This window comes from Streptomyces sp. NPDC006879 (genome assembly GCF_042869595.1).
Lineage (GTDB): Bacteria > Actinomycetota > Actinomycetes > Streptomycetales > Streptomycetaceae > Streptomyces.
In genome coordinates, this window is record NZ_JBIAGC010000019.1 from 85,812 (window position 1) to 112,720 (window position 26,909).

Annotated in this window: 22 protein-coding genes; 10 read left to right on the forward strand and 12 right to left on the reverse strand. The window is 71.4% G+C overall.

Annotated features, from left to right (window positions below; translation table 11 throughout):
* Positions 1–26: 26 nt before the first annotated feature.
* Both ACFYMC_RS16890 and ACFYMC_RS16895 read right to left on the reverse strand, forming a co-directional pair.
* Positions 27–992: a DMT family transporter gene (locus ACFYMC_RS16890; protein ID WP_388525152.1), complete on the reverse strand. Its 966-nt coding sequence runs from the start codon at positions 990–992 to the stop codon at positions 27–29.
* A gap of 118 nt (positions 993–1,110) precedes the next feature.
* The gene (locus ACFYMC_RS16895) at positions 1,111–4,014 is read right to left on the reverse strand and encodes an FAD-binding and (Fe-S)-binding domain-containing protein (protein WP_388525155.1); all 2,904 of its coding nucleotides are present in this window, start codon (positions 4,012–4,014) and stop codon (positions 1,111–1,113) included.
* Positions 4,015–4,068: 54 nt separating this feature from the next.
* Between ACFYMC_RS16895 and serC the strand changes: the two genes are divergently transcribed.
* Entirely contained in the window at positions 4,069–5,187 is a 1,119-nt protein-coding gene (gene serC, locus ACFYMC_RS16900; protein WP_388525158.1) for a phosphoserine transaminase, read from the forward strand.
* An 81-nt stretch (positions 5,188–5,268) separates the two neighbouring features.
* Here serC and ACFYMC_RS16905 read toward each other — a convergent pair whose 3' ends face one another.
* Positions 5,269–6,237, reverse strand: coding sequence for a WD40 repeat domain-containing protein (locus tag ACFYMC_RS16905; protein WP_388525161.1), 969 nt, complete (start codon positions 6,235–6,237; stop codon positions 5,269–5,271).
* An 89-nt stretch (positions 6,238–6,326) separates the two neighbouring features.
* Between ACFYMC_RS16905 and ACFYMC_RS16910 the strand changes: the two genes are divergently transcribed.
* On the forward strand, positions 6,327–7,019 hold the full coding sequence (locus ACFYMC_RS16910) for a GDSL-type esterase/lipase family protein (RefSeq protein WP_388525164.1): 693 nt from the start codon (positions 6,327–6,329) through the stop codon (positions 7,017–7,019).
* Positions 7,020–7,115: 96 nt separating this feature from the next.
* Here ACFYMC_RS16910 and ACFYMC_RS16915 read toward each other — a convergent pair whose 3' ends face one another.
* Together ACFYMC_RS16915 and thpR are read right to left on the reverse strand one after the other, a co-directional pair.
* Positions 7,116–8,105, reverse strand: a complete 990-nt coding sequence (locus ACFYMC_RS16915) for an aldo/keto reductase (RefSeq protein WP_388525167.1) — start codon at positions 8,103–8,105, stop codon at positions 7,116–7,118.
* Between the two features lie 258 nt (positions 8,106–8,363).
* A complete protein-coding gene (thpR, locus tag ACFYMC_RS16920) occupies positions 8,364–8,927 on the reverse strand; it encodes an RNA 2',3'-cyclic phosphodiesterase (protein WP_388525170.1) in 564 nt (187 codons plus the stop codon).
* A 248-nt stretch (positions 8,928–9,175) separates the two neighbouring features.
* Between thpR and ACFYMC_RS16925 the strand changes: the two genes are divergently transcribed.
* On the forward strand, positions 9,176–9,910 hold the full coding sequence (locus ACFYMC_RS16925) for a pyridoxal 5'-phosphate synthase (RefSeq protein ID WP_388525173.1): 735 nt from the start codon (positions 9,176–9,178) through the stop codon (positions 9,908–9,910).
* A 93-nt stretch (positions 9,911–10,003) separates the two neighbouring features.
* Here the strand turns inward: ACFYMC_RS16925 and ACFYMC_RS16930 are convergent, their stop codons facing one another.
* Both ACFYMC_RS16930 and ACFYMC_RS16935 read right to left on the reverse strand, forming a co-directional pair.
* Complete coding sequence (locus ACFYMC_RS16930; RefSeq protein WP_388525176.1) at positions 10,004–11,377, reverse strand: MFS transporter; 1,374 nt, start codon at positions 11,375–11,377, stop codon at positions 10,004–10,006.
* A gap of 27 nt (positions 11,378–11,404) precedes the next feature.
* Positions 11,405–11,842, reverse strand: a complete 438-nt coding sequence (locus tag ACFYMC_RS16935) for a MarR family winged helix-turn-helix transcriptional regulator (protein ID WP_388525178.1) — start codon at positions 11,840–11,842, stop codon at positions 11,405–11,407.
* A 168-nt stretch (positions 11,843–12,010) separates the two neighbouring features.
* Here ACFYMC_RS16935 and ACFYMC_RS16940 point away from each other — a divergent pair, with 168 nt between their 5' ends.
* On the forward strand, positions 12,011–12,190 hold the full coding sequence (locus ACFYMC_RS16940) for a ribbon-helix-helix protein, CopG family (RefSeq protein ID WP_388525181.1): 180 nt from the start codon (positions 12,011–12,013) through the stop codon (positions 12,188–12,190).
* Between the two features lie 29 nt (positions 12,191–12,219).
* Here ACFYMC_RS16940 and ACFYMC_RS16945 read toward each other — a convergent pair whose 3' ends face one another.
* Positions 12,220–13,677 carry an NCS2 family permease gene (locus ACFYMC_RS16945; protein WP_388525183.1) on the reverse strand — a complete coding sequence of 486 codons (1,458 nt, stop codon included), beginning with the start codon at positions 13,675–13,677 and terminating at the stop codon, positions 12,220–12,222.
* Between the two features lie 154 nt (positions 13,678–13,831).
* Between ACFYMC_RS16945 and ACFYMC_RS16950 the strand changes: the two genes are divergently transcribed.
* Positions 13,832–14,092, forward strand: a complete 261-nt coding sequence (locus tag ACFYMC_RS16950) for a DUF2530 domain-containing protein (protein WP_388525186.1) — start codon at positions 13,832–13,834, stop codon at positions 14,090–14,092.
* 150 nt (positions 14,093–14,242) lie between these two features.
* Complete coding sequence (locus ACFYMC_RS16955; RefSeq protein WP_388525189.1) at positions 14,243–16,714, forward strand: HAD-IC family P-type ATPase; 2,472 nt, start codon at positions 14,243–14,245, stop codon at positions 16,712–16,714.
* Between the two features lie 64 nt (positions 16,715–16,778).
* Here the strand turns inward: ACFYMC_RS16955 and ACFYMC_RS16960 are convergent, their stop codons facing one another.
* Both ACFYMC_RS16960 and ACFYMC_RS16965 read right to left on the reverse strand, forming a co-directional pair.
* Positions 16,779–19,952, reverse strand: a complete 3,174-nt coding sequence (locus ACFYMC_RS16960; RefSeq protein WP_388525192.1) for a sacsin N-terminal ATP-binding-like domain-containing protein — start codon at positions 19,950–19,952, stop codon at positions 16,779–16,781.
* Positions 19,953–20,106: 154 nt separating this feature from the next.
* Positions 20,107–21,015: a DUF3027 domain-containing protein gene (locus tag ACFYMC_RS16965; protein ID WP_388525194.1), complete on the reverse strand. Its 909-nt coding sequence runs from the start codon at positions 21,013–21,015 to the stop codon at positions 20,107–20,109.
* Between the two features lie 356 nt (positions 21,016–21,371).
* Here ACFYMC_RS16965 and ACFYMC_RS16970 point away from each other — a divergent pair, with 356 nt between their 5' ends.
* The 4 genes from ACFYMC_RS16970 (at position 21,372) to ACFYMC_RS16985 (ending at position 25,147) form a co-directional block, all read left to right on the forward strand.
* Positions 21,372–22,763, forward strand: a complete 1,392-nt coding sequence (locus ACFYMC_RS16970) for an MFS transporter (RefSeq protein WP_388525197.1) — start codon at positions 21,372–21,374, stop codon at positions 22,761–22,763.
* A 252-nt stretch (positions 22,764–23,015) separates the two neighbouring features.
* Positions 23,016–23,516: a DUF2771 domain-containing protein gene (locus tag ACFYMC_RS16975; RefSeq protein ID WP_388525200.1), complete on the forward strand. Its 501-nt coding sequence runs from the start codon at positions 23,016–23,018 to the stop codon at positions 23,514–23,516.
* Between the two features lie 16 nt (positions 23,517–23,532).
* Complete coding sequence (locus ACFYMC_RS16980) at positions 23,533–24,288, forward strand: futalosine hydrolase (protein WP_388525203.1); 756 nt, start codon at positions 23,533–23,535, stop codon at positions 24,286–24,288.
* Entirely contained in the window at positions 24,278–25,147 is an 870-nt protein-coding gene (locus tag ACFYMC_RS16985; protein ID WP_388525206.1) for a 1,4-dihydroxy-6-naphthoate synthase, read from the forward strand. The genes ACFYMC_RS16980 and ACFYMC_RS16985 overlap by 11 nt, the downstream gene beginning before the upstream one ends.
* Before the next feature lie 53 nt (positions 25,148–25,200).
* Here the strand turns inward: ACFYMC_RS16985 and ACFYMC_RS16990 are convergent, their stop codons facing one another.
* Both ACFYMC_RS16990 and ACFYMC_RS16995 read right to left on the reverse strand, forming a co-directional pair.
* The gene (locus ACFYMC_RS16990) at positions 25,201–25,584 is read right to left on the reverse strand and encodes a cold-shock protein (RefSeq protein WP_388525210.1); all 384 of its coding nucleotides are present in this window, start codon (positions 25,582–25,584) and stop codon (positions 25,201–25,203) included.
* Positions 25,585–26,083: 499 nt separating this feature from the next.
* Positions 26,084–26,909, reverse strand: an 826-nt coding sequence (locus ACFYMC_RS16995) for a hypothetical protein (RefSeq protein WP_388525213.1), incomplete at its 5' end; no start/stop codon positions are given.

Here is a 26,909-nt window from a genome sequence, read left to right on the forward strand (position 1 = left end):
GCCGACAGGCGTCGAGGCCGACCCCATCAACCCGCCGGGGCTGTCCATGAGGTCTTGGCCTGGGAGCGGACTGCGCCCATGCTCGCGGCGACGACCAGGGCGATCGCCAGGGCGTCGGTCACGGACAGCGCCTGGCTGAGGACCAGGAAGCCGGCGGTGGCGGCGATGGCCGGCTCCAGGCTCATCAGGACCGCGAAGGTGGGGGCGGCCATCCGCCGCAGCGCCAGCAACTCCAGGGTGTAGGGGAGCACGGACGACAACAGGGCGACCGCCACGCCCAACCCGAGCGTGCTCGGGACGAGGAGCTTGGCACCCGCGTCGGCGATACCGATCGGCAGACTCAGTACCGCGCCCACCGCCATCGCCAGGGCCAGCCCGTCGGCCTGCGGGAAGCGCCGGCCGGTGCGCGCGCTGAAGACGATGTACCCCGCCCACATGGCGCCCGCGCCGAGGGCGAAGGCGGCTCCCGCGAGATCGAGTGTTTCGAAACCGCCGGCACCGCCGGAACCGAGGACACCGCCCAGAAGGGCCACCCCGCACAGCGCGAGGCCGGCCCAGAGCAGACTGGACAGCCGTCGGGAGACGACCACGGACAGCACCAGCGGCCCCAGCACCTCCAAGGTCACCGCAGGGCCGAGCGGAATCCGGTCGACGGCCTGGTAGAACAGGCCGTTCATCCCCGCGAGGGTCAGACCGAAGGCGAACACAGTGCCCCAGTCGGCCCGCCGGTACCCACGGATGCGGGGACGGCACAGAACCAGCAGCACCACGGCCGCCGCCAGGAGCCGCAGGGTCACCACTCCGGCCGCACCGGTACGCGGCATCAGCGTCACCGCCAGGGCGGCCCCGAACTGCACCGACACCCCGGCCGAGATCACCAGGGCCACCGGTCCCAGGCGCCCCGGGGCCACCGGGCCGGGGGCGGGTGCGCCGACGGCTGTCGTGCTGGCGCGTGCGGCGGACCCGGCCGGGCCGGGAGCGGAGGCAGTCATTCCTCCAGACTAAAGCCGCCGTACCCGTGACCAGGCACCCCGGAAGGTCGACGCCTCGGCTTCGGCCCGCCGCGAAAGCGGACCGCGGCCCTCGACGCGGCGGCCCGCAGGAACGCCCTCAGGCACTCCCGGGATCCGCCAGGCCCTGCGCCAACAGCTCCGCCAGGTGCCGCCCCGACCGCCCACCACCGAGCTGAGCGATCTGGGTACGGCAGGAGAAGCCGTCGGCCAGGATCAACGCGTCGGCGGGAGCCCCGCGCAGCGCGGGCAACAGCTGCTCCTCGGCACAGGCCACCGACACCTCGTAGTGGCCACCGCCCCGCTCGAACCCGAAGTTCCCGGCCAGCCCGCAGCAGCCCGAACTGAGCTCGCCGGTCAGCCCGGCAAGGTCCCGCAGGCGGCGTTCCGCCGCGTCCCCGAGGACCGCGTGCTGATGGCAGTGGGTCTGCCCGGCGACCGGGCGGTCCAGCCGCGGCGGGAGCCACCGCGGCGCGCGCTCGCGCAGGACCTCCGCAAAGGTACGGACAGCCGCCGCCAGCCGCGCCGCCCGAGCGTCTGCCGGCAGCAGAGCCGGCAGGTCCCCCCGCAGGGCGGCGGCGCAACTGGGCTCCAGGACAACCACCGGCAGACCCGCCTGCAGGGCCGGCTCCAACACGTCCAAGCTCCGCCGCAGCACCGTCCGCGCCCGGTCGAGCCTGCCGGTGGACAGGTACGTCAAAGCGCAGCACACCCGCCCATCGGGCACCGCGGGCCGTAGCCCGGCATCCGCCAGGACCCGGACCGCAGCCCGCCCCACAGACGGCGAGAAGTGCTCGGTGAACGTGTCCGGCCACAGCACCACGTCGACCGCCCGCCCCGGCGTAGGCCCGGGCCCGGCCGCCGCCCACCACCGGGTGAACGTGCGGGTGGCCACCTTCGGAAGTTCCCGCTGAGCCGCGATGCCACCCAGACGTCGGGCGAACGACGCCAACGGCCCCGCCGAAGCGGCGCCGTTGACCACCGGCGCCGCCCGCAGCGCCGCCACCAACCGCAGCCAGTTCGGCAAACCCCCCATCGAGTAGTGCGCGGCGGGGCGCAGCCGGCCCCGGTAGTGGTGGTACAGGAACTCGGACCGATAGGTGGCCATGTCCACCCCCACCGGACAGTCGCTCAGGCAGCCCTTGCACCCCAGACACAGGTCCAGGGCCTCCAGGACCTCCCTCGAACGCCAGCCCCCCGTGACGACCTCACCCGCCAGCATCTCGTGCAGCAAGCGGGCCCGCCCGCGGGTGGAATGTCGTTCCTGTCCCGTCACCCGGTACGAGGGGCACATCACCCCCGGTCCCTCCACGGTCGGGGTGCGGCAGGCCGCGACCCCCACGCACCGCCGCACCGCGGTGCCGAAGTCCCCAGCGTCCTCGGGGTAGTCGAAGGCCACCGCCACCGGCCGCCGGGGCAACACCTCCAAGCGCAGGTTGCGGTCCAACGGGGCCGGGCGGACCAACACCCCGGGGTTCATTCCTCCCGCCGGGTCCCAGAGGTCCTTGAACGCGCCGAAGAGCCGGACCACGTCGCCCCCGTACATCCGCGGCAGCAGCTCCGCGCGGGCCATGCCGTCCCCGTGCTCCCCCGACAGCGAACCGCCGTACGAGACCACCAGATCGGCCAACTCTGCCGAGAAGGCGCGGAAGCGGGCCACCCCGGCCTCGCTGACCAGGTCGAAGTCGATCCGCACATGGATGCAGCCCTCCCCGAAGTGCCCGTACGGGGCACCCCGCAGCCGGTGGCGGACCAGCAGGGCGCGGAAGTCCCGCAGATAGGCACCGAGCCGCTCCGGAGGGACCGCGCAGTCCTCCCAGCCGGGCCACGCCTCGCTCCCGTCGGGCATCCGGGTCGCCGTACCGGCCGCGGCCTCCCGGATCCGCCACAGCGCCCGCTGCTCGGCCGCGCCGGTGACCACAGCCGTGTCCAGGGCCCCCGCCGCCCGCGCCAGCGCCTCGGCCCGCGCCCGCGCCTGCGCCGCACTCTCGCCACCGGTCTCGACGAACAGCCAGGCCCCGCCGCGCGGCAGCCCCGCCGCCCCGTCCACCAGGTCCCTCGCCATGCCCTCAACGGTCAGCGGGGCGTGCGGGAGCAGGCCGGCGGCGGCCTGCGCGGCCTCGCCCTCGTCCTGGTAGCCGAGCACGGCGAGCGCCCGAGCCCTGGGAGCCTCGACCAGGCGCACCACAGCCTCCGTGACCACCCCCAGGGTGCCTTCGCTGCCACAGAAGGCCCTTGCCAGCTCGGTGCCGCGCTCCGGCAGGAGCGCGTCGAGCGCGTAGCCGGAGATCCGACGGGGCAGCTGCCGCCCGGACGCCGGGAATCCGGTGCGCAGCAGGGCCAGGTTCCCCGCCACCAGTTCGCGCAGCCCGAGCGGGATCTCCGCCCCGCCATCCGACCGCCCGGCGGGCCAGCCCGAGCCGATGCGATGGCGGTCGCCCCCGTAGGTGAGGACCTCCAGCTCACGTACGTTGTCGGCGGTGGTGCCCCAGGCCACCGAGTGCGACCCGCAGGCGTTGTTTCCGATCATCCCGCCCAGCGTGCAGCGGCTGTGCGTGGACGGATCAGGCCCGAAGGTCAGTCCGTGGGGGCGCACCGCGTCTCGCAGCGCATCCAGCACCAGCCCCGGTTGGACCACGGCGGTGCCGGCCTCCCGGTCCAGGGACAGCAGGGAGTTCATGTGTCGGGTGAAGTCCAGCACCACCCCGGTCCCGGTAGCCTGACCGGCGATCGAAGTGCCGCCACCGCGGGGCACCACCGGCACTTCGGCCTCGCGGCAGACCTCCAGGGCCGCCGCCACGTCCTGCGCGTCCCGAGGCGCGACCACGCCCAGCGGGACCCGACGGTAGTTGGAGGCGTCCATCGTCACCAGGGCCCGTGCCGAGGCCCCGAAGTCCACCTCGCCACGCACCACCGCCCTGAGGGCGTGCTCGACTTCCCGGGCCTTCGCCGCATCGCTCGTCACCTGCCCATCTTCAGCCCGGGGCGCGACGCGTGGTGGCATCTCACCGGGTGGACCGTCGATCGCGGCTCGACCGGGACCGGATACGCTCCGCTCGTGGCTGAGATCCAGATTCCCGCTGACATCAAGCCCGCCGACGGCCGTTTCGGCGCGGGCCCCTCCAAGGTGCGGACGGAGGCGCTCGACGCGCTGGCCGCCACCGGAACCTCCCTGCTCGGCACCTCCCACCGGCAAGCCCCGGTGAAGAACCTCGTGGGTTCGGTACGGGAGGGCATCCGCGAACTGTTCTCGCTGCCCGAGGGCTACGAGGTGATCCTGGGCAACGGCGGCTCGACCGCCTTCTGGGACATCGCGACCCACGGGCTCATCGAGAACCGCTCCCAACACCTGTCCTTCGGCGAGTTCTCCTCCAAGTTCGCGAAGGCCGCCAAGCTCGCGCCGTGGCTGGCGGAGCCTCAGGTGATCTCCTGCGACCCGGGTACCCACCCGGAACCCGAGGCGACGGCCGGCGTGGACGTCTACGCCTTCACGCACAACGAGACCTCCACCGGTGTCGCCGCCCCGATCAAGCGGGTGACCGGCTCCGACGAAGGCTCTCTGGTGCTGGTCGACGCGACCTCCGGTGCGGGTGGCCTGCCGGTCGACATCACCGAGACCGACGTCTACTACTTCGCCCCGCAGAAGAGCTTCGCGGCGGACGGCGGCCTGTGGCTCGCCGTCTTCTCCCCCGCAGCCCTGGAGCGCGCGCAGCGCATCCACTCCTCCGGCCGGCACGTCCCGGAGTTCTTCTCGCTTCCGACCGCCATCGACAACTCCTTGAAGAACCAGACGTACAACACCCCGGCCCTGGCCACCCTCTTCCTGCTGGACGACCAGCTGAAGTGGATCAACGGTCAGGGCGGCCTGGACTGGGCCGTGGGCCGCACCTCGACCTCCGCCAGCACGCTGTACGGCTGGGCCGAGAACGTGAAGTACGCGACACCGTTCGTCACCGACCCGGCCAAGCGCTCCTCGGTGATCGGCACCATCGACTTCAGCGATGACGTGGACGCGGCGGCGGTCGCCAAGGCCCTGCGGGCCAACGGCATCGTGGACACCGAGCCGTACCGCAAGCTGGGCCGCAACCAGCTGCGGGTCGCCATGTTCCCGGCCGTGGACCCGGCGGACGTCGAAGCCCTGACGCGGTGCGTCGACTACGTGATCGAGCAACTTTGAGCTCTGCCCCCGCGGTCCACTGACCGCTCCGTCCCCCGGTGGGCTCCTACGACCGCGGTCGTAGGAGCCCACCGGTGTTCGTCAGTCCCTGCGCCGCACCAGCCGCTTCAGACCGAGGACCAGGGCGGTCGCACCCGCCAGCACCAGGGCGCCCAGGGTGAAACTTCCCCGGTCGCCGTCCGGTTCGGTGCCCTGGCCGCCGGGGTCCTGGGCGGCCGGGCTACTGGGGGAGCCGGAGGGCCCGTCAGCCCGTTTCACGTCCACCCGCACCACTTCGCTGGACCTGCCCTCGGAGCCGAACATCAGCGCCGAGCCGTCCGCGGTGTAGGTCACTGACTCCGCCTGGCGCTGGAAGGGGGCGTTCACCGGTTCGCCCCCTCCCTGTGGGCGCCCGTCCCGCCAGGGATAGACCCGGGCGAAGAAGTAGCCGCGGAGCACCAGTTGACCGCCGTCGGGCGAGAAGGCGCCGTCGGTCACCCAGGGGACGTCCGCGATCCTGCGGAAGGTGTTGGAGCCGGTGGCGGACAGCCTGGACGGCCCCTCGTACAGGCCGCCGGTGTCCGGGTTCTTGCTGGCGATGTAGACCCGTCCGGTGACCGGATGCACCATCAGCGCCTCGGCGTTGCGCGCACCGCCCTCGTAACGGACGGTGTACTGCGTGGCCTTCACGGTGGCGTCCCGCAACTGGGCCGGCTCCGGGAGGCGGTAGATCCACACGTGCTTCCAGGAGCCGTCGAGATTGTCGCCGATGTCGCCGACGTAGATCTGGTTGTCGGGTCCGATCGAGATGGCCTCCACGTCCCGTGGACTCCCCACGCCCGACATGGTGATCGTGGCGACGGTGCGACCGGTGGCGGAGTCGACGGCGTACAGGTACGGGCCGTCTTCGCTGTCGTTGTGCGTCCAGTAGATCCCTGGGTGCTGCCGGCTCGCAGCCAGGCCGCTGGACTCGGTGATCCGGGAGTCCTCCAGGGTGAAGGACCGGTCGGGGGTCGCGCCGAACAGCGGGAGCGTGGCGGCGAGAACGGCGGCGGAAGCGAGCAGGCGCATGCGCCAAGCCTGCCAGGCCGCCACGGCGGGCGGGCCGCGTGGGCAGGGTCACAGCGCACCGGCCTCGGCGATCCGCGATGATGACCCGCATGCGTTTCATGTTCGTCGGCGATTCCATGACCATCGGGCGCGCCGGCGACTTCACCTGGCGCTACCGGATGTGGCGGCACCTGAACGCGACGTTCGGCGGCCCCTACAAGATCGTCGGCCCGCGCTGCGAGGTGTACGACACCTTCGCCGACGCCCCCGTCTCCCACGAGTACGCCGACCCGCAGTTCCCCGCCCGGGCCCGCCGTCACCTCGCCGGCTGGGGTGAGGGCTGGCAGCACATGGCGCCACTGGTCGGCCCGGCGGTCTCCGCGCACAAGGTCGACGTCCTGCTGGTCTCACTGGGTCTGATCGACCTCGGCTTCTACACCCGGGCTCCCGAGACGGCCGACAACGCCCGCCGCTTCATAGCCGCGGCCCGGGCCGCCAATCCGCGGGTCCGGGCGGTGCTGATGCCCGTGATACCCAACGTCCGCGCCGAAGCGGACGAGCCTTTCGCCGCCGAGGTGGCACGGTTCAACGAACTGCTGGCCAAGGCGGTCGCCGACCTCGACTCCGACGTCTCTCCGCTGCTGCTCGCCGCTCGCCCGCGCGGGTACGACATCCACTACGACACCTACGACGGCACCCACCCGAACGTCTCCGGTGAGCACCGCCTCGCTGGCGAGTTCGCCCAGGCCATGCACCAGGCCTGGGGCATCGGCGGGTCCTACGAGCACTCCGGCACCCGCTGAGCGAAACGGGCCGCGGCACGCGGTGGTCGAAGCCCGCCGCGCGAAGGCGGGCGCCGACCACCGCTCACAGCCGGCCCCCGCCCGGGGACCAGCCGCTCACCAGGCGAAGGCCTCCGGCGACGGGCCGGGGCCGGGGAAGACCTCGTCCAGGCCGGCCAACACCTCGGCAGAGAGCTCCACTTCCAACGCCCGCAGCGCGCTGTGGAGTTGTTCGACCGTACGCGGACCGACGATCGGCCCCGTGATGCCGGGCCGGCTCAGCAACCAGGCCAGTGCCGCCTCACCGGCGTCCAGTCCGTGCTTGTCGAGCAGGTCCTCGTAGGACTGGATCTGCGCACGCACCGCCGGGTCAGTGAGTGCCTCCGCGGAGCGGCCCGAGGCACTGCGCCTCCCCTCGCCCGCCTTCTTGATGACACCACCCAACAGACCTCCGTGCAGCGGGGACCAGGGGATGACCCCGAGGCCGTACTCCTGGGCAGCCGGGATGACCTCCATCTCGGCGCGCCGCTCGGCGAGGTTGTAGAGGCACTGCTCGCTGACCAGTCCGAGCGAGCCGCGGCGGGCCGCGGTCTCGTTGGCCTGGGCGATCTTGAAACCGGGGAAGTTGGAGGAACCCGCGTAAAGGATCTTGCCCTGCTGGACCAGCACATCGACGGCCTGCCAGATCTCCTCGAACGGGGTCCGGCGGTCGATGTGGTGGAACTGGTAGAGGTCGATGTAGTCCGTCTGGAGCCGTTTGAGGCTGGCTTCCACGGCACGGCGGATGTTCTGGGCGGACAGGCGGTCGTGGTTGGGCCACGGGTCACCGTCGCCGGCCATGTTGCCGTACACCTTGGTGGCCAGCACCGTCTTGTCACGCCGGCCGCCACCCTGGGCGAACCAGGTACCGATGATCTCCTCGGTACGGCCCTTGTTCTCGCCCCATCCGTAGACGTTGGCGGTGTCCACGAAGTTCAGACCCGCGCCGAGAGCGGCGTCCAAGATCGCATGGCTGGTGGGTTCGTCTGTCTGCGGACCGAAGTTCATCGTGCCGAGAACGAGTCGGCTGACCTTGAGTCCGGTGCGTCCGAGCTGCGTGTACTTCATGTCCACCAGCCAACTGCTTCGAGTCCGCTCCAAGCAAGTACACCCGGCCGAAACGAGGCTCTTGGGACGGACGGAAGCCGGGCAAGGGCACCAACCGGCCGCGGGGCAGCGCGGGCCGCGGCGAGGTGGGCACCCCCGGGAGTCAGCGGCCGACGGCTGCCGCCACCGCCACCACGGCGAACATCATCACGAGCACACCGGCCATCACACGGTTTCTGGTCTTCGGATCCACCTGTCGAGCGTAACGAACGCCTGGGCTCAACCTTCCAGCGGCCAGGTGCGCACCACCTCGTACCGTGGCCGCTCACCGGGGACACCGCTCACCGGAAGCCGGCTGCGCACCAAACTCACCTCGGTGACCAGCCACGTGGCACCGGTGAAGTCTCGCAGGGCCTCGGCGTAGGGCCGCAGGTCAAACGATGCGGCGGCTCGGGCCAGGGTCAGGTGCGGGGTGTAGTGGCGGTGCTGGTCCAGGGCGAGCCCCGCCTTGCGAGCCGCGGCTTCGACACGGGCCACGAGCCGCCGCAGCGAATCCGGCTCACCGGCGGCGCCGGCCCACAAGACCCGGTCGGAGAACCGACCCGCGCCCTGGATCCGAAGACCGAACGGTGCGGTCCGGCGGGCTGCCCGGGCGAGCCGCTCGTCCAACGACGGCAGCCGCTCCTCGGCCACCTCGCCCAGGAAGGCACAGGTGAAGTGCCAGCCGTCCCTGCCGGTCCACCGCAGGTCGTCGGCGCCCGGCAGGGCTCGGAGGCCGCGGACAGCGGCACCGAGTTCGGCGATCGCCGCGGGGGGCGGCAGGACCGCGACGAAGAGCCTCATGTCCGCGACCCTAAGCGCTCGCGTCCAGGGGTGCTCCCAAGGGGTGAGACGGGGGATGCGCGGCCCCCGGGTCGTTGGGTCGCGAACGGCCGTGTGATCGGCGGGCCGGATGGTCCGTGCCTGTCTGCCCTGGATCCTGGCGCCCGTCGGCTGCATGCTCCCGACGTCTCCGTCCCCTAAGGTGCGGCGGGCGGCGCTCCTGGGATCATTGGCGGGACCCGTCGTAGTCACGTCGAAGGGCCGCCAGCATGCATGACGATCTTGGCGCCGGATCTGCTGACGACACAGCGCACCGGAAGGGCTCCACCACGGCCGAGGGCACTGGCGGGCGCGATATGTACGCGCTGCTGCGCTCCCTGCCGGTGTTGGCGGACCAGGTGTCCGTCTTCGATCCCGAGGACGTTCCCGCTGATCCGGTCACGCTGTTCGTTCGCTGGCTCATCGCCGCCGTCGAGGCGGGCGTGCCGTCCCCGCACGCTGCGGCACTGGCGACCGCCGACGCACAGGGCCGACCCTCCGCCCGCATGCTGGTGTGCAAGGACGTGGAGGCGGCCGGTCACTGGTACTTCGCCTCCAGCGCGACCAGCCGCAAGGGCCGCGAGATCGCCGAGAACCCGCATGCGGCCCTGGTGTTCTACTGGCCGGCCCAGGCCCGCCAGATACGGATCGCCGGGCCCGTCGCCCCGGCGGACGCCGGGCGCTCCGCCGCGGATTTCCTGGCCCGCTCTCCGGCGGCTCGGGCCGAGGCGCTCCTGGCCCGACAGTCGCAGGTCCTGGACGATCCGATCGGCGCCGCCGCGCTGCTGCGTGCCTCGCAGGACCGGCTCGCCGCCCAGCCCGACCTGGTCGCACCGGACCGGACCCTGTACGCCCTGACCGCCCGGGAAGCCGAGTTCTGGCAGGCCGACGATCAGCGCCGCCACATCCGGCTGCGCTACCAGCACACCGGCACCGCCTGGACCCGTCAGCGGCTCTGGGCGTAGACGACCCCGATCGGCGCGCTGCGCCCACGCCGGCCCAGCAGGAGGGCGCGGGCACCGTGCCGGGCCCTCCCGGCCCCCGCCCGGTCGGCGGGCTCAGGCCACCGCGGCCAGGTCCGCGCGGGTACGCGCAACGAAGCTCAGGTGACGACGTCCGCGGCGCAGGTCCACCTGTAGGCGCAGGCCACCGACCCGGGCGAGGGCCAGTCCGACGCCGACCGCCGCCAAGGCGGAGACGATTCCGCCGGCGGCCATCGCGATGCGGGCGCCATGGACGTCGGTGATCCAACCCACCAGTGGCGCACCCAGCGGGGTGCCACCGGTGAACACCATCATGAACAGGGCCATCACCCGCCCGCGCATCTCGGGATCGGTGGCCATCTGCACACTGGAGTTGGCCGTGACGTTGACGGTCAGCCCGAACATACCGATCGGCACGAGCAGTACCGCGAACAGCCAGAAGCCGGGGGCGAAGGCGGTCACCGTCAGCAGGGCACCGAACAGCAGTGCCGCGCCCACCAGCAAGCGCAGCCGTGAGGTCCCTCGGCGGGCCGCGAGGAGCGCCCCGGCCAGCGAACCGGCCGCGATCAGCGTGTTGAGGAGTCCATAGGTGCCGGCTTCCCCGTGGAAGAGCTCGTCGGTGAAAGCGGAGAGCCAGATCGGGAAGTTGAATCCGAAGGTGCCGATGAATCCGACGAGCACGATCGGCCAGATCAGCTCGGGGCGGCTGGCGACGTAGCGCAGGCCTTCGCGCAGTTGCCCCTTGCCGCGCGGTGCCCGTTCGACCGGATGGAGCTCCCTGGCGCGCATCAGCACCAGGCTGAGGATCGGAGCGGCGAAGGACAGGCCGTTCAGCAGGAAGGCGTAGCCGGATCCGACCGCGGTGATCAGTACGCCGGCCACGGCCGGGCCGATCAGTCGGGCGGACTGGAAGTTCGCGGAGTTCAGGCTGACCGCGTTGGCCAGTTGCTCCTTGCCGACCATCTCGGAGACGAACGACTGTCGGGCCGGGTTGTCGACGACGGTAACCAGGCCAAGCAGGAAGGCGATCAGGTAGACGTGCCAGACCTGCACGTGTCCGCTCAGGGTCAGCACGGCGAGGGCGAGGCCGGTGAGGCCCATCGCGCTCTGGGTGGCGAGCAGCAGTCGCCGTTTGGGCAGCCGGTCGGCGAGCACGCCCCCGTAGAGACCGAGCAACAGCATCGGAAGGAACTGGAGGGCGATGGTGATGCCGACGGCGGAGGCGGATCCGGTGAGCGAGAGGACGAGCCAGTCCTGGGCGATGCGCTGCATCCAGGTACCGGTGTTGGACACCGCCTGGCCGAGGGCGAAGAGACGGTAGTTGCGGATCCGTAGCGAGCTGAACATCCCGCCGCGGGCGGGACGGGCGGCGAGTTTAGGGGCCGGCGGGGGGTTGGGGTGGATGGATCGGGGTGCGGGTGCGGAGTCTGCTCCGTTTCCCGTACTCAAGGGCTTTCGCCTCCTCGCGTCTTGGTGTCACAGGTGCGCGAGCTTCTCCAGTACGGGGGCGGCTGCGCGCAGCTTCGCCCACTCGTCCTCGTCGAGCTCGGCCGCGAGCCCGGCCAGGAACGCGTTGCGCTTACGGCGGCTCTCTTCGAGCATCACGTCGGCGCGTTCGGTCCTGGTGACCACCTTCTGGCGGCGGTCGTCGGGGTGCGGCTCCAGCGTGACCAAGCCCTTGGCTTCGAGCAGGGCGACGATGCGGGTCATCGACGGGGGCTGCACGTGCTCCCGGCGGGCCAGCTCACCGGGGGTGGCTGAGCCGCAGCGGGCCAGAGTGCCGAGCACCGACATCTCGGTCGGGCTCAGCGATTCGTCGACGCGCTGGTGTTTCAGGCGCCGGCCCAGCCGCATGATGGCCGAGCGGAGATCGTTCACGGCGGCTGCGTCGTCGCCATGGGAAAGGTCACGCATGTTCCTTAGGTTAACTCATTACTCTGCCTAAAGAACACCCGGGAGCCGCGTGACGGGCGCCACGCGGCTCAAACTTTTCACCCCCCGAAAACCTCTCTCATCACTCATACGGGTGAGAGAGTCGCGAAAAGTGACATCGTTGGGGCAGCCCCGACCGACCCTGTCGGCATGGGGTCAGACGTGCTCAGCATGCGCATAGACGGGGAGCTGCTGGACCGGGTCCGCCAGCACGCCGCCAGACGCGGAATGAGCGTCCAGGACTACGTGGTCCGGACGCTCATTCGCGATGACTTCGACGAGCGCTTCAAGACGGCGGTCGACGAGACGGAGAAGTTCTACTCGGGCTGACCTGGGCAGCGGGCCCGGGCCCGGACCACTCAGGTGAGGCCCAGCGCGGGCATGGCGTAGTAGAAGACGAAGATCGCCGACACCACGTACATCGCGGTCGGAACCTCCCGGCCACGGCCCGCCGCCAGACGCAGCGCACAGAAGCTGATGAAGCCGATGCCGATGCCGTTGGTGATCGAGTACGTGAAGGGCATCGTCACCATCGCCAGGAAGGCCGGGACCGCGATGGTGAAGTCCGCCCAGTCGATGTCCCGGACCGACCCCGCCAGGATCAGGAAGCCGACCGCGACGAGCGCCGGAGTGGCCGCCTGGGAGGGGACCATCGTGGCCAGCGGGGTGAGGAACAACGCCACCGCGAAGAGCGCGCCGGTGACCACGCTCGCCAAGCCCGTACGGGCTCCCTCCCCGACGCCGGCGGTGGACTCCACGAAGCAGGTGTTGGCCGAGGCGGAGGTGGCTCCACCGGCAGCGACGGCGATGCCGTCGACGATCAGAACCTTGTTGATGCCGGGAAGGTTGCCGCGCTCGTCCATCAGCTTGGCCTCATCACCGACGCCGAGGATGGTGCCCATCGCATCGAAGAAGCAGGAAAGCAACACGGTGAACACGAAGAGGGCGCCCGTGAGGAAGCCCACCTTCGAGAAGCCGCCGAAGAGGCTGACCTGGCCGATGAGCCCGAAGTCCGGGGCGGACACGGGGTTGCCCGGCCACTGCGGGACGGTCAGGCCCCAGTCCTGGCCGGGCAGGTCCGTGACCGACTGGACCAACAGCGCGAGGACGGTCATCACGACGATCGAAATGAGGATCGCGCCCGGCGCCTTGCGGACGATCAGCGCCAGGGTCAGCAGAACCCCCAACACGAAGATCAATACCGGCCAGCCGTGCAGGTGGCCGTTGCCTCCGAGTTGGAGCGGCACGGTGGTGTGCGCGGCATCCGGGATACGGGAGACGAAACCGGAGTCAACCAGCCCGATGAGCATGATGAACAGGCCGATGCCGATCGCGATGCCCTTGCGCAGGCCGGTCGGTACGGCGTTCATCACCCGTTCCCGAAGACCGGTGGCCACCAGCAACATCACCACGAACCCGGCGAGCACCACCATGCCCATGGCGTCCGCCCAGCTCATCCGGGGCGCGAGCTGGAGGGCGACCACCGTGTTGACGCCCAGTCCGGCAGCCAGGGCGATCGGCACGTTGCCGATGACACCCATGAGGAGCGTGGAGAAGGCCGCGGTGAGCACGGTGGCGGTGACCAGTTGGCCGCCGTCGAGCTGGTGACCGTACATGTCCTTGGCGCTGCCGAGGATGATCGGGTTCAGCACGATGATGTATGCCATCGCGAAGAAGGTCGCGAATCCGCCCCGGATCTCCCGGGCCACCGTGGAGCCCCGCTCGGAGATCTTGAAGAAGCGGTCGAGTCCGCTGGTCACGGGCTGCTGCGCGGGTGCCGGCGGTGGGGTGGCCGGAACGTGGGCCGTGGTGCTCATGCGGTCCTCATGGGGGTTCGTACGAAGAAAACTCGTCACGGGCAAACCGTTTCAGTATGAACACATGAACGGAAGATCGGTATCTCCGCGCGTAGAGCCCGGCCCGCACTGGGCACCGCGAGTCCGCGAGGGCGGACCTGTCTACACTTCCGGCATGGCGAAGTGGACCCCCAAGCACGAGGCACCCGAGCCCCTGGAGGGGCCCGTCGTCGCCACCATCACCGGCGGCACGATCCTCTGGTTCGCCCTCTTCCTCGTCCAGTTGCCCTTCTACGGCTGGTTCGCCGACCGTGACCTGTCCTGGTGGGTGTGGACCTGCGCCGCCGGCGGCGGACTCGGACTGATCGGCATCTGGTACGTCCGCAAGCGGGACGCCGCGATCAGGCGCCACGCGGCGACGAACGGACTGCACTGAGCCACCCGACCGCGCCCGACCGGCCTCCACCGAAGGTCGCGGAAGACGAAGTGGGCCAGGAGTACCCGGGGACGATCCCCGTCATACCCAGGTCGGATCTTCGCCACGCTCAGCGGGTGAAGCCCTCGAACCCCGCTTACCGTCGAAGGCATGACGCAGCGGGCGAAGATCGACACGGACGGGCCTGAGCCGCCCGGTGGCGGGGGCGGCACCGGCGCCACCATCGACTCGGGGGCCGAACTCGACCCCGTCCATCCGGTCCCGCTGCCCGCGCCCCCCTTCCACCCGGGCGGCCTGAGCACCACCGACGTCGCCGAGCGGGTGGCCCGGGGCGAGGTCAACGACGTACCACTACGCAGCAGCCGCTCGACCACGGACATCGTCCGCGGCAACGTCTTCACCCGGTTCAACGCGATCATCGGTGTGCTCTGGGTGATCATGCTCTTCGTCGCACCCATCCAGGACAGCCTCTTCGGCTTCGTGATCGTCGCCAACACCGGCATCGGCATCGTCCAGGAACTGCGCGCCAAGAAGACACTCGACGGCCTCGCCGTGATCGGCGAGGCCAAACCCACGGTGCGCCGAAACGGCCAGGCCTGCGAGATCTCCACCTCCGAGATCGTCCTGGACGAGGTCATCGAGCTCGGCCCCGGCGACAAGGTCGTCGTCGACGGTGTCGTCGGCGAAGCAGACGGCCTGGAGATCGATGAGTCCCTCCTGACCGGAGAGGCTGACCCGGTCCTGAAGAAGGCCGGGGACCAGGTGATGTCCGGGTCGTTCGTGGTCGCCGGCGGCGGCGCCTTCACCGCCACCAAAGTCGGCCGCGAGGCCTACGCCGCCCAGCTCGCCGAGGAGGCCAGCCGCTTCACGCTCGTTCACTCCGAGCTGCGCTCGGGCATCTCCACCATCCTCAAGTACGTCACCTGGATGATGATCCCGACCTCCATCGGCCTGGTCATCAGCCAACTGGTGGTCAAGGACAACAACCTCACCGACTCCATCGCCCGCACCGTGGGCGGCATCGTCCCGATGATCCCCGAAGGGCTGGTTCTCCTCACCTCCGTCGCCTTCGCCATCGGCGTCATCCGCCTCGGCCGCAAGCAGTGCCTGGTACAGGAGCTACCCGCCATCGAGGGCCTCGCCCGCGTGGACGTGGTCTGCCTGGACAAGACCGGCACGCTCACCGAAGGCGGCATGGACGTCACCGAACTCCGGACGCTCGGCACCTCGGAGGAGCCCTACGTGCGTCGGGTGCTCGGCGCACTCGGCGAGTCCGACCCGCGCCCCAACGCCAGCCTGCAGGCCATCATCGACGCCTACCCCGACAACGGGGAGTGGCGCTGCACCGCATCCCTGCCCTTCTCCTCCGCCCGCAAGTACAGCGGCGCCAGCTTCAGCGAGGGCGACGGGGACGCCTCCACCTGGCTGCTGGGCGCCCCCGACGTGCTGCTCCCCAGCGGCGACCCGACACTGGAGGAGACCGAACAGCTCAACGAACAGGGCCTGCGGGTTCTCCTGCTGGCCCACGCGGTCAAGGATCTCGACGATCCCGCCGTCGCCGAAGGAGTCCGCCCGGCCGCGCTGGTCGTTCTCGAACAGCGGCTGCGCCCGGACGCGGCCGACACCCTGCGCTACTTCGAGGAACAGGGCGTCCACGCCAAGGTCATCTCCGGCGACAACGCCGTTTCGGTGGGAGCGGTGGCCGGAAAGCTCGGGCTCCCCGGTGCCGAGCGCACCGTGGACGCCCGCCGGCTGCCCCAGGACCGGCCGGCGATGGCCGAGACCCTCGACGATCACGCCGTGTTCGGGCGCGTCACCCCACAGCAGAAGCGCGACATGGTCGGCGCCCTGCAGTCCCGCGGCCACACGGTGGCGATGACCGGCGACGGGGTCAACGACGTACTGGCCCTCAAGGACGCCGACATCGGCGTCAGCATGGGGTCGGGCTCCGAGGCCACCCGAGCGGTCGCCCAGATCGTGCTGCTGAACAACAGCTTCGCGACCCTGCCCTCGGTGGTCGCCGAAGGACGCCGTGTCATCGGCAACATCACCAGAGTCGCCACGCTCTTCCTGACCAAGACGGTGTACTCGGTGCTGCTGGCTGTCCTGGTGGTCGTCAGCCAGGTGGAGTACCCCTTCCTACCTCGCCACCTGACGCTGTTGTCCACGCTGACCATCGGAGTGCCGGCCTTCTTCCTGGCCCTTGCGCCCAACAAGGAACGGGCCAAGCCGCACTTCGTCAAACGCGTGATGCGGTACGCGATCCCCGGCGGCGCCATCGCCGCGTTCGCCACCTTCGCGGTCTACCTCCTGGCCCGCAGCTACTACTCGGGCACGGCCTCTTTGGAAGCAGAGACCTCGGCCGCCACCTTGACCCTGTTCCTGATCGCCCTGTGGGTGTTGGCAATCATCGCCCGTCCGTACACCTGGTGGCGGGTCGGTCTGATCGGCGCCATGGGGCTGGGCTTCCTGCTCGTCCTGGTCGTCCCCTGGCTCCAGCAGTTCTTCGAACTGAAACTGGTGGGCCTGGTGATGCCTTGGACAGCGGTCGGCGTCGCAGCCGGCGCCGCAGTCCTCCTGGAGTTCGCCTTCCGCTGGGTGGACCGCAAGTTCCCCGCCTGAGAACCGCCCCCGGGCCCCTGAGGGGCGCCGGGGACGGTGCGGGCCCGCAACCGGGCGGCGCGGCTCAGTCGAACCAGCGGTCCCGCGCCAGCTCCTCGGTCCGGGACGGATCCTCCAGCAGCGCCGCCACCTCGAAACGGCGCGGCCACTGGCCAGCGGCCCAGGCCAGGCCGGCAGCAACACCTTCCAGGGTGGCGGCGTGCAAGGTGCCGTCGGAGGTGCGGCGCCAGTCCAGCTCCACGCCGCCCGCGACCAGCTCCTCGTGCTCGTAGTAGCTGCGCGGAGTCTTCGGGCCCAACAGGATCCGTACCGGCTCGGCGACCAGGTGTTCCTCCCCCGGCGTGCTGACCTCGGCCGGGACCGACTCGGACAGCCTCCGCACCTGGAGCAGCTCAGCGAGGTCAGCCGCCCGGGACGGGGACACCGGCAGCAGCGGCAGGCCGGCGCTGAGCGGCAGCAGGTCCGGGGCATCGGCCACCAGCGCGTCGGCGGCGTCCACGACCCGCACCTCGCCGTCCACCACCGCCCGCAGTTCTTCCGGAAGCGTGACCTGTTCGGGTTCGAGCTCAGCCAGCGCCCCGTACAGAGCGTGCAGCTGGCGTCCGGTCACCTCTCGGTCCGGGTCGGCGAGGCGACCCAACAGCTCGGCCGCACCGCCAGGCTCGTCCAGCAGGGCGGCGACCGAGGTCCGCACCCCCAGGGCCCTCAGGACCTGCTCGTCCTCGAAGCCGGTGGCATCGGCCGAGGTGTACAGCCCTTCCAGCAGCGGATCCCCACCGGCGGCGCGCAGCCCCGCGGGGCGCCGCCCACCCAGGACCGGGTGGTCCCGCAGCCACCAGGCCGTGTACGGGCGGACGGTCCGGGTGGTGCCGTCAGGCAGGAGCACCCGAACCGGTTGGGTCAGCGCGTCCCGCAACGGCGGCTCGGCGAGCATGGCCAGAGCCTGTGGCCATGCCTCGTCGTCGACCAGATCCAGGTCCCGGACCGCGACGATCTCGGTGGCCACCGGCGGGACCGGCGTGTCCGGGAGCTGGTCGAGGACGTCCTCGCACCACACGTCCACGGCGTCCAGCAGGCCGGCGTCGTCCGGTTCGGGGAAGTCGCCCTCACGCGGCTCCAGCTCATCGGGGTCAAGCACCACGTCGGTGGCGCGGACCAAGGCAAACCCGGCGAGTACACCACAGGCGACCAGGGGTTGTGCGCCCCACTGCTCGGCCAGCTCCGCGTCACACAGCGCGAGTTCACCCGCGCGCATGACTTCGGCGAACGGGCTGTCTGGCAGGACCAGCTCGCCCGCCGGGGCCAGTTCACCGTCCTCATCGGGCAGGGCCAGCGCCGCCAACCACGGCTCGTCGCCCGGCTCCAGCCCTGCCTCCCGGACCAAGCCCAGGACGACCTCGGCGAGTTCCTCGGAATCCAGGCTGCTCTCGTCCTCGTCCCAGACCTCCCCCGCGTCCAGGGAGGCGGCGACGGCCGCCCGCACCTGAGGGGTGGTCAGCACGGCCCGTGGCGAGGCCGGCACCGCACCGAGCTTCTCCAACAGGGGGTGGGCGGCATCGGGGTGAGCAACCTTCAGCCCCAGGCGCGCCAGGTTCACGGGAGTGTCCGGGCCGGGCAACAGGACGTGGCGGGGGCCGATGGTGGTGGGCACTCCACCACTGGGCACGGTGTCGCCTTCCAGCCCGCGGACGCCGTCGTGGGACCGGGCCAGTGGCACCGGCAGCCCCGAGAGGCGGTCCGGGTCGACCCCGGCGAGGGTGTCGTACAACTGGTACCACCAGTGCGGGGGGCGTTCGACGCCGGCGATGCGTTCGATGGCGTCCCCCAGCGGCAGCCTGCCCACCCCGAGGGTGCGCAGTTCCGGGCGGCGCTCCAGGCCTGCCGGCAGCAGGGTGGGCAGCACCTCGGCGAGCACCCGGACGGTGTCGGCGCCGGCGCCTTCGACCACCTCCGCCTCGAAGGGCCGCAGCGCGGCGAGCTCCTCCGAAGGCGAGGCGGGCGCCAGGAAGGCGGTACGCGGCAGAAGTCGCAGGATCTCGGCGCGCAGGGCGCCATCGAGTTCGCCCTTACCGAGAGGGCCGGGCACCAGGTCCACCAGAGCGGTCGTCACGGGCGCCCAGTCGGCGAGGAGTTCGGCGTAGGCCTCGGCTGCCCGGACGAGCAGGAAGTCGGTGAGCGGGCCGGGCGCCGGGTGGCGCCGTGCGGTGTCCAACGGCAGCGAGGCGATCAGGAGCGCGGGCACACCCAGGGGTTCGTCGGTGGGCGTGGGTGCGTGCACCACCGCGGCCGTGGTGGGCCGCACCGGCTCGCCCCCGGCATCCACGGGAACGGCCCAGGTCACGGTCCAGTACGGGCGGAGCCGCTCCTCAACCGGTCGGTCCGCGAGCAGCGCGGGCTCGATGGGCCCCGAACGTCGGACCGTACGCCAGCGCACCGTGCGGGTGGTGTCCCCTTCGGTGTCGTCCACGCAGGTGTAGGACCCCTCCTCACGGCGGCGCAGCACCCGCGTGCCCGCGGGCGTGTCCACGATCACCTCGTGCAGACCGGGCAGGGTCAGCAACAGGCCGTCATCGATGCCGGCCAGCAGCCGCTGCACGAGGTCCTGGGCGCCGCCGTCGCGCAGCGGCAGGACCACCACGGTGTCGTAGCCGTCCGGGGCGGTGCCCTCGGCGGGAAGCGGCAGCCGCAGCAGCGGTACGTGGCCGTCCCGGCGGCGCAGTTCGTCGCCGAGCCCCGGGCTGGCGGTGGCGGTCTGGGCGGCCAGTTCCCGGGCTTCGGCCAGCGACCAGCGGACGCCGCCGTGCCTGCCGAGGACGGCGGGTTCGTCGCTGACCGCGAGGACGGCCGCGAAGCCGACCCCGAAGCGACCGACCGTCGTGTCGGCACCGTCGGAGGCGCGTTTGGCGGAGGCCCGCAGGGTGCTCAGCGATTCGACGCCGGTCGCATCCAGGGGAGCGCCGGTGTTTGCAGCGGCCAGCACCGACGCCTCGCCGGGCTCCCCGGGGTACAGGGTCAGGCGCAGCCGGCCGGGCACCTGCGCCCGGGCCGCGGCGTCAGCGGCGTTCTGGGCGAGTTCCACGACGAGCCGGTCCCGGTAGCCGCCGAGGGCGAGGTCCTCCTCGGCGTTCGCGTCCTCCCGGAAGCGGGCCGGACTCGCGCCCCACGCGTCGAGCACGCCGCGGCGCAGCCGCGCGGTCCCGAAGGGGTCGACCCCACCCTGGGCTGCGGTCGCTCTCACGCTGTTGCCTCCTCATCGGGCGGTACGGGGTTTCCCGTCCGCGCCCGAAAGGTACCGCGCCTGGCGGGCGTGTCCCTCTTCGCGGCCCGGCAGGACGGGGCGTGCCGCGCCCGGCGCGGATCCCACCGCCGGGCGCCGGGCCCGCGGCCCGGGCTCAGGAGTGGCCGAGGTCCTGCTCGGGGAGGTCCGAGGTGGGCACCGATCCGCTGTCGTCAGAGGGCCGCAGCTGGAACTCGTCCGACCTCATCGAATCCAGGACGTGCGGCGCCGGTCGCGGCGGTTTGGGCATCACGGCGGCCTCGGAGTGCCCCCCGCAGCCGTAACTGAGGGAGACCAGGCGGCCGTCCGCCGGACCGAACTCGTTGGCGCAGACACCGAAGGCCTGTCCGAGTGAGCCGCCGATCGCGACGAGGAACCCGCAGGAGACGCAGGAGGCCGGCGCGGCCTGCGCCATCGGGGTCTTGGCTCCGTAAGCCTCGTCCCAACGGTCGGCGGCGCTGTGCAGCCCGTAACGGGACAGCACCCGGGCCCGGCGCATGCCGAGTTCCTCGGCGATGGCCGTGATGGAACCGCGGGCCGGCACCACCGTGCGGTCGGTGACCTCGGCGTCCTCCGCCTCGACCAGTTCGGCCATCTCGTGCGAGACGACGGAGTTCGGCGGTGGGATGTCCTCACCGGTGTAGCCGGGTTCCAGCCGCAGGTCCTCGGCGTCGGTGGGCAGCAGGTCGCCGGGGCCCATGTCGCCGGGGCGCAGCCGCTCGCTCCAGGGCACCCACTCGGGTGCGAGAAGGGCGTCCGGGCCGGGCAGCAGCACGCACTCGTCGAGGGTGACGTACTTGGCGCGCGAGGCGCGGGCCACGGTGACGGCCCAGCGCCAACCCCGGTAGCCGAAGTCCTGGCACTCGAAGAAGTGGGTGACGACCCGGTCGCCCTCCGCCACTACGGCTACGTGTTCACCCACCGATCCCGGGTCGGCGGCTTCCACCGCCACCTCCCGGGCGAGATCGACCGCCGCGGCGCACAGGCGGTCAGGGGTACGGCTTCGCATCGTCGCAGCACTCACAGGTCTCGCTTCTCTCCTACGCCGTCTCACGAGTGCGCCGTTTCGTCACAGAACGATCCGTCGGTCCCGTCCGTCCATGGCGCGGGCGGAGCGGACCTGTGGGCCGCGTCGACGTCCGCGCCCGATCGGACTCGGGCGCACCTTCTACGTCCCATTCTGCGGGATCGCGGAGAGGCGCGCGGCCAAGAACAACCGCCGGTGGCGCGCTACGCACGCTACCTCCTTCACGGCGCTGGGCCCACCTGCGCGTCCGATTCGCGGACTCAAGGACTCCGCCTGCCCGGTTCCGGGCGCGTTCCCAGCGGGTCGATCCACTGAAGGACACGCCCGCGCGGCGCCCTCCGCGGCGTGCCGTGATGCACTATGGCCACGTGGCAGCCGCACGGTCCTCCGACGACGGCTCGGGCCGGGCCCGTAGGGCGGGCCGGGCGGTCGGGCGTGCCCTGCACCAGCCCATCACGGGGACCGCGCGCGGCATCCGACGGGCCACTCACGCCCAGGGCGCGGGAGAATCCGGGCTGGGCAAACTCATCGAACTCCATGCCGTCAACGGCGCCGGAGACGTGATGATCACGGTGGCGCTCGCCTCCACGGTGTTCTTCTCGGTACCCACCGACGAGGCCCGCGGGCGGGTCGCGCTGTACCTGGCGATCACGATGGCGCCGTTCACCCTGCTGGCACCCGTGATCGGACCGTTGTTGGACCGGCTGCCGCACGGCAGGCGGGCCGCGATGGCCGGGGCGATGCTGGCCCGGGCCCTGCTGGCACTGACCATGTCCGGGGCCGTCGCCAGCGGCAGCCTGGAGCTCTATCCGGCCGCACTCGGCGTACTGGTCGCCTCCAAGGCGTACGGGGTGGTGCGCAGCGCCGTCGTACCCAGGCTGTTGCCACCCGACTTCTCCCTGGTCAAGGCCAACTCGCGGGTGACCTTGGCCGGGCTGCTCGCCACCGGTGTGGCTGCGCCCATCGGCGCCGGTCTGCACCACATCGGACCCGGCTGGCCGCTGTACGGGGCCTGCGCGGTGTTCTGTGCGGGCACCTTCTTGGCGTTCACCCTGCCGCACAAGGTGGACGAGGCCAAGGGCGAGCGCAGGGCCCGGCTGTCCACCCACGAGGAGCGTTCCCGCAAGCCCGGCCTGCGCACGGTGGGGCCCTCGGTGCTGTGCGGGCTGTGGGCGAACGCGGCGATGCGTGGGCTGTCCGGGTTCCTCATCTTCTTCCTCGCGTTCCTGCTGCGCGAGGAACCCATGGCCGGGCAGAGCGCCGCAGTCTCCCTCGGCATCGTCGGCGTGTCGGCGGGTCTGGGCAACGCGTGCGGCACGGCCGTGGGTTCCTGGCTGCGGGCCCGGGCACCCGAGGTGATCATCGCCACGGTGCTCTGTCTGACGCTGGCCGTCGCCGTCTTGGTGGCTGTTTTCTTCCGCGCACCGCTGACGGCGGTGCTGGCCGCGACGGCGGGCTTCTGCCAGGCGCTGGCGAAGCTCTCGCTGGACGCCCTGATCCAGCGGGACGTGCCCGAGGCGGTGCGGACCTCCGCGTTCGCACGGTCCGAGACGCTGCTACAGATGGCCTGGGTTCTGGGTGGGGCGATCGGCATCGCGCTGCCCCTGAACGGGGTGGCGGGGATGGCGGTGGCCGCGGCCATCGTCGCCGCGGGTGCGGTGATGGCCGTCCGGGGCGTGCTGACCACGCCGTACCGCGGTTCCAAAGGCCCGACCGGTCCACGTTCGCGGCCCCGGGTCGCCTGAGGCGAACCCCCGGGAACCGCCGGTCCGGATGCTCCAGTTCCAGCCAGATCGGCGGCGGCCGACGAGGGGGCGGGGAGCCCCGCGAGGGGCTCGCCCCGCTGCCGGGTGCCGCCTCGGAGGCATTCCCAGGCGAGTTCCGGGGGTTTCGCGAGTAGGCCGCGCGGCGGCAACCGGGGCACCCGCGCAGGTGGTGCGGCGCGCGGCGGTGACCCCATGCATCGCCCGGGGGCCTGGCCCGATAGCCTTCGGCTCATGACCGCACCGCTTTTCTCGGGTAGGGGCCGCCGCACCGCCGCCGCCCTCGGAGCCGTGTCCGCCGGCCTCCTCGTCCTTTCGGCCTGCGACAAGCCGACCCCGCTCGCGACCGTGACGGTCGGCAGCTCGTCGGTGTCCTCCGAGGCCTCGTGCATGAGGACGGGTGACCAAAAGGAGCTCTCCCAGGAGAAGCTCGGCTCCTGCCTCAGCAGCCTCAAGACCTCGAAGACCATCAACTACGGCCGGGGCGACACGCTGCGCCTGGGCGTCGAGCCCGAGGTGGTGGAGGACGGCTCGAAGTGGGTCGCGTTCCTCGACGGCAACCCCATCACCGAGCCGTCCAGCAACACCTACCGCAGTTTCCCCGGCGCGGACGTGTTCAGCACCGGCGGCCAGGGTGAGACCCCCAAGACCCGGAAGGTCTCCATCGTCCAGGTCTCCGCGGACGACAAGCCGCAGGCCGTCTGGTCCTTCACGTTGAAGAACGACGAAGCCTGATCTGCCGGGACGCCCCGTGCGTGCGCTGATCGTCACCGCGGTGGCAGCGGAGACCGACTCCGTCGCCACCGCGCTGGCCCCCTACCCGGACACCCCGGTGCCCGTTCCGCGGGTGCTGCCGGGCGGGCGGGCGCTGAGCCGGTACGACGTTCCCGGCCTGGCCCTGGACCTCCTGACCACTGGCGTGGGGCCGGCCGCGGCTGCCGCCGGCACCGCGACGGCACTGGCACTGGCCGCCGCTGAGCAACGCCCGTACCACCTCGTGCTCAGTGTCGGGATCGGCGGCGGCTTCCAGCCGTCCGCACCCGTCGGATCGCTGGTGGTCGCCGACGCGATCGTCGCCGCCGACCTCGGCGCCGACACTCCGGGGGACGACGACGGCCCCGACGGCTACCTCTCCGTCGAAGAGCTGGGGTTCGGTCGCTGCGTCCACCTGCCGCAGCCCGAACTGTCCGCACGCGCCGCCGAAGCCACCGGCGCGCTACTCGCCCCCGTCCTGACCGTTTCGACCGTCACCGGGACCGCCGCCCGCGCAGCCGAACTCGCCGTCCGCCACCCACTGGCCGGAGCGGAAGCCATGGAGGGTTTCGGGGTGGCCGAGGCAGCCGCCGGCCACGGCCTGCCGTTCCTGGAGATCCGGGCGGTGTCCAATCCGGTGGGTCCCCGCGACCGTGCCGCCTGGCGGATCGGCGAGGCACTCGCGTCGCTCGCGGAGGGACTGCGCACGCTCGTACCCGTACTCGCCGACTGGGGGCACCGCCATGACCGCTGAGCCGACCGCGACCACCGGCCGCACCCTGCGGATCGCCTACTCGCCGTGCCCGAACGACACCTTCGTCTTCGACGCCTGGGCGCACGGCAGGGTGCCCGGAGCCCCGGCCCTTGACGTCACCTTCGCCGACATCGACGTCACCAACGGCATGGCCGAGCGCGGCGAGTTCGACGTGCTGAAGGTCAGTTACGCCGTGCTGCCCTGGGTGCTCGACGAGTACGCCCTGCTGCCCTGTGGCGGCGCCCTCGGCCGTGGATGCGGCCCACTGGTGCTCACCCGGGAGCCGGGGCTGGACCTGGGCGGACGTACGGTCGCGGTTCCCAGCGAGCGTTCTACGGCCTACCTGCTGTTCCGGCTGTGGGCCGCGGACGTGCTGCCGGACGGGGTCGGCCGGGTCGTCGTGATGCCCTTCCACGAGATCATGCCGGCGGTGCGGGAAGGCCGGGTGGACGCCGGGCTGGTGATCCACGAGGCGCGCTTCACCTATCGCGCGTACGGGCTGCACTGCCTGGCCGACATGGGTGAGCACTGGGAGTCGAGCACCGGCCTGCCCATCCCCCTCGGCGCGATCATCGCCAAACGGTCACTGGGTGCGGACACCCTGCGGGCCCTCGCCGCGTCCGCCCGCGCCTCGGTACGGATGGCCTGGGAGGACCCCGAAGCCTCCCGCCCCTACGTGCGTGCGCACGCCCAGGAGCTCGACCCTTCGGTGGCGGACCAACACATCGGTCTGTACGTGAACGAGTTCACCGCAGACCTCGGTGGCGCCGGATACGCGGCCGTGCGCGGCCTGCTCACCCGGGCCGCCGCGGAAGGGCTGGTGCCGCCACTGCCTGCGGGCGCCCTGGAATTCGTCTGAGGGCGGGCCTCCGCGCCCCGCCACGGCCGGGGTGACGGGACGCGGGTGCGGCCTCAGACGTCCAGTTGGTCGGCCACGGCCCGGAGCAGGCCAGCGATCTTCGAGCCCTGCGCCTTGTCGGGGTAGCGGCCACGCTCCAGCATCGGAGTCACGTTCTCCAGGAGGGTGGTGAGGTCCTGGACGATCGAAGCGAGCTCGTCGGGCTTGCGCCGCTGGGCGGCGGCAACGGAGGGCGCCGGCTCCAAGACCGTCACGGAAAGCGCCTGATCACCGCGCTGACCTGCGACTACACCGAATTCCACACGCTGTCCGGGCTTGAGTGCTTCGACCCCGGCAGGAAGTACCGACGAGTGCACGAAGACGTCGCCGCCGTCGTCGCGGGAGAGAAAGCCGAAGCCCTTCTCACTGTTGAACCACTTGACCTTGCCAGTAGGCAAAGCACACACTCCCTCGGTCACTCCAGGAACGCCCTGGACTGCTGTCTACCAGCCGTCGAAACACTTTACCGGGGGTCTGTCCAGGGGGACGCGCCTTAAAACGGTAGCGAGCACCGGCCCGTGTTGACAGAGGCTCAAAGTGGTGCAGGAAGCGTGGGGATCAAGAGCTGTCCTGGTGGGGAGTGGCAACGGCGGCCACCGCCAGGTCGGCCAAGGCGGCGCCCGGGGAGGTGTCGCACAGCAAGCCGTGATCTCCCGGACCAGCGCGCCGTCCTTCTCTCCCTCTTCCGCGCGCGATGGATGTCGGACCAGCAGGCGCCTCTCCAACCTCTCATCAGCCGAGGCGGGTTGGACGGCCACCCCAGTCGTACCCGCGGAGCTCTTGGCGCCCCCAACACACGAGCGGCACCTCGGGGCGAGGCCCGCACGCCGCCGCGACCCGCCGAGGCACGGGGGAACGGCGGACGGGCGGGGCAGCATGGAAGCTGTCAGCCCGTGGTCACGCCCAGGTGAGGCGTTGCACGTCGGGGCCGACGTGCAACCGCATACGGTCGGCAGGCAGGCGCCCGCCCGCCTGCCACTGCGTGACACGCTCGGTGATCTCGTCCCACAGGCGCGCCGCACCGCTCTGCCGGACCATCCACCGGCCGCCGTCTTGGAAGACGAGCGCCCACGACTCCGCGTCCACGTCGATTACGACGTGTTCCGTCCGACCCTCACGTTCCAGTGTGAGCCGCTGTGCGCACGGCGCGGCGAACTGCGCGACGAATCGGGCGGTCCAGTCGTCGAGCGCATCCGAGCCCAGCCCGGCGGGTACCGCGTCGCCCTCACTGAGGTTCGGCAGGATGCCCAGCGGGGGCGGAAGGTGGGGGCGTGCCAGCATGAACGAGACCTGTCCGCCGAGAACCGGGCCGCTGGCCGTGCCGTCGTCGGCGACCGTGAGCCGTACGAGTTCGGATGCGTGCATCCATCCGCCGACCGTGACCAGGACCTCACCGCCGGGGCGTGTCTGCGCGAGCCAGTCGGTCGGCACCGTGTGCACGCCGCACGTGGCGATCACGCGGTCATACGGGCTTCCTTCCTTGTAACCTGCCAGTCCGTCACCGACCACGCGGGCAGGCCAGTACCCGGCGCCCGCGAGCGCGATCCCTGCACGGGCGGACACCTCCGCGTCGACCTCGACCGTGGTCACGTTGTCCTCGCCGACGACATGACACAGCAGCGCGGTTGAGTACTGAACTTGATTGGGTGATGTCGGAGCCGTTCGCCTGACGGCGATGGGTCCGCTCCGGTAGCCCTGGACTGTGAGATACGCACAGGGCGGC

Coding starts and splice junctions, on each gene's coding strand:
- ACFYMC_RS16915 (WP_388525167.1), bottom strand. CDS start 8,105: ATGAAGTACACGCAGCTCGGACGCACCGGACTCAAGGTCAGCCGACTC.
- ACFYMC_RS16945 (WP_388525183.1), bottom strand. CDS start 13,677: ATGAGCACCACGGCCCACGTTCCGGCCACCCCACCGCCGGCACCCGCG.
- ACFYMC_RS16975 (WP_388525200.1), top strand. CDS start 23,016: ATGACCGCACCGCTTTTCTCGGGTAGGGGCCGCCGCACCGCCGCCGCC.
- ACFYMC_RS16935 (WP_388525178.1), bottom strand. CDS start 11,842: ATGCGTGACCTTTCCCATGGCGACGACGCAGCCGCCGTGAACGATCTC.
- ACFYMC_RS16895 (WP_388525155.1), bottom strand. CDS start 4,014: ATGCCACCACGCGTCGCGCCCCGGGCTGAAGATGGGCAGGTGACGAGC.
- thpR (WP_388525170.1), bottom strand. CDS start 8,927: ATGAGGCTCTTCGTCGCGGTCCTGCCGCCCCCCGCGGCGATCGCCGAA.
- ACFYMC_RS16890 (WP_388525152.1), bottom strand. CDS start 992: ATGACTGCCTCCGCTCCCGGCCCGGCCGGGTCCGCCGCACGCGCCAGC.
- ACFYMC_RS16955 (WP_388525189.1), top strand. CDS start 14,243: ATGACGCAGCGGGCGAAGATCGACACGGACGGGCCTGAGCCGCCCGGT.
- ACFYMC_RS16925 (WP_388525173.1), top strand. CDS start 9,176: ATGCATGACGATCTTGGCGCCGGATCTGCTGACGACACAGCGCACCGG.
- ACFYMC_RS16950 (WP_388525186.1), top strand. CDS start 13,832: ATGGCGAAGTGGACCCCCAAGCACGAGGCACCCGAGCCCCTGGAGGGG.
- ACFYMC_RS16910 (WP_388525164.1), top strand. CDS start 6,327: ATGCGTTTCATGTTCGTCGGCGATTCCATGACCATCGGGCGCGCCGGC.
- ACFYMC_RS16970 (WP_388525197.1), top strand. CDS start 21,372: ATGCACTATGGCCACGTGGCAGCCGCACGGTCCTCCGACGACGGCTCG.
- ACFYMC_RS16905 (WP_388525161.1), bottom strand. CDS start 6,237: ATGCGCCTGCTCGCTTCCGCCGCCGTTCTCGCCGCCACGCTCCCGCTG.
- ACFYMC_RS16985 (WP_388525206.1), top strand. CDS start 24,278: ATGACCGCTGAGCCGACCGCGACCACCGGCCGCACCCTGCGGATCGCC.
- ACFYMC_RS16940 (WP_388525181.1), top strand. CDS start 12,011: ATGGGGTCAGACGTGCTCAGCATGCGCATAGACGGGGAGCTGCTGGAC.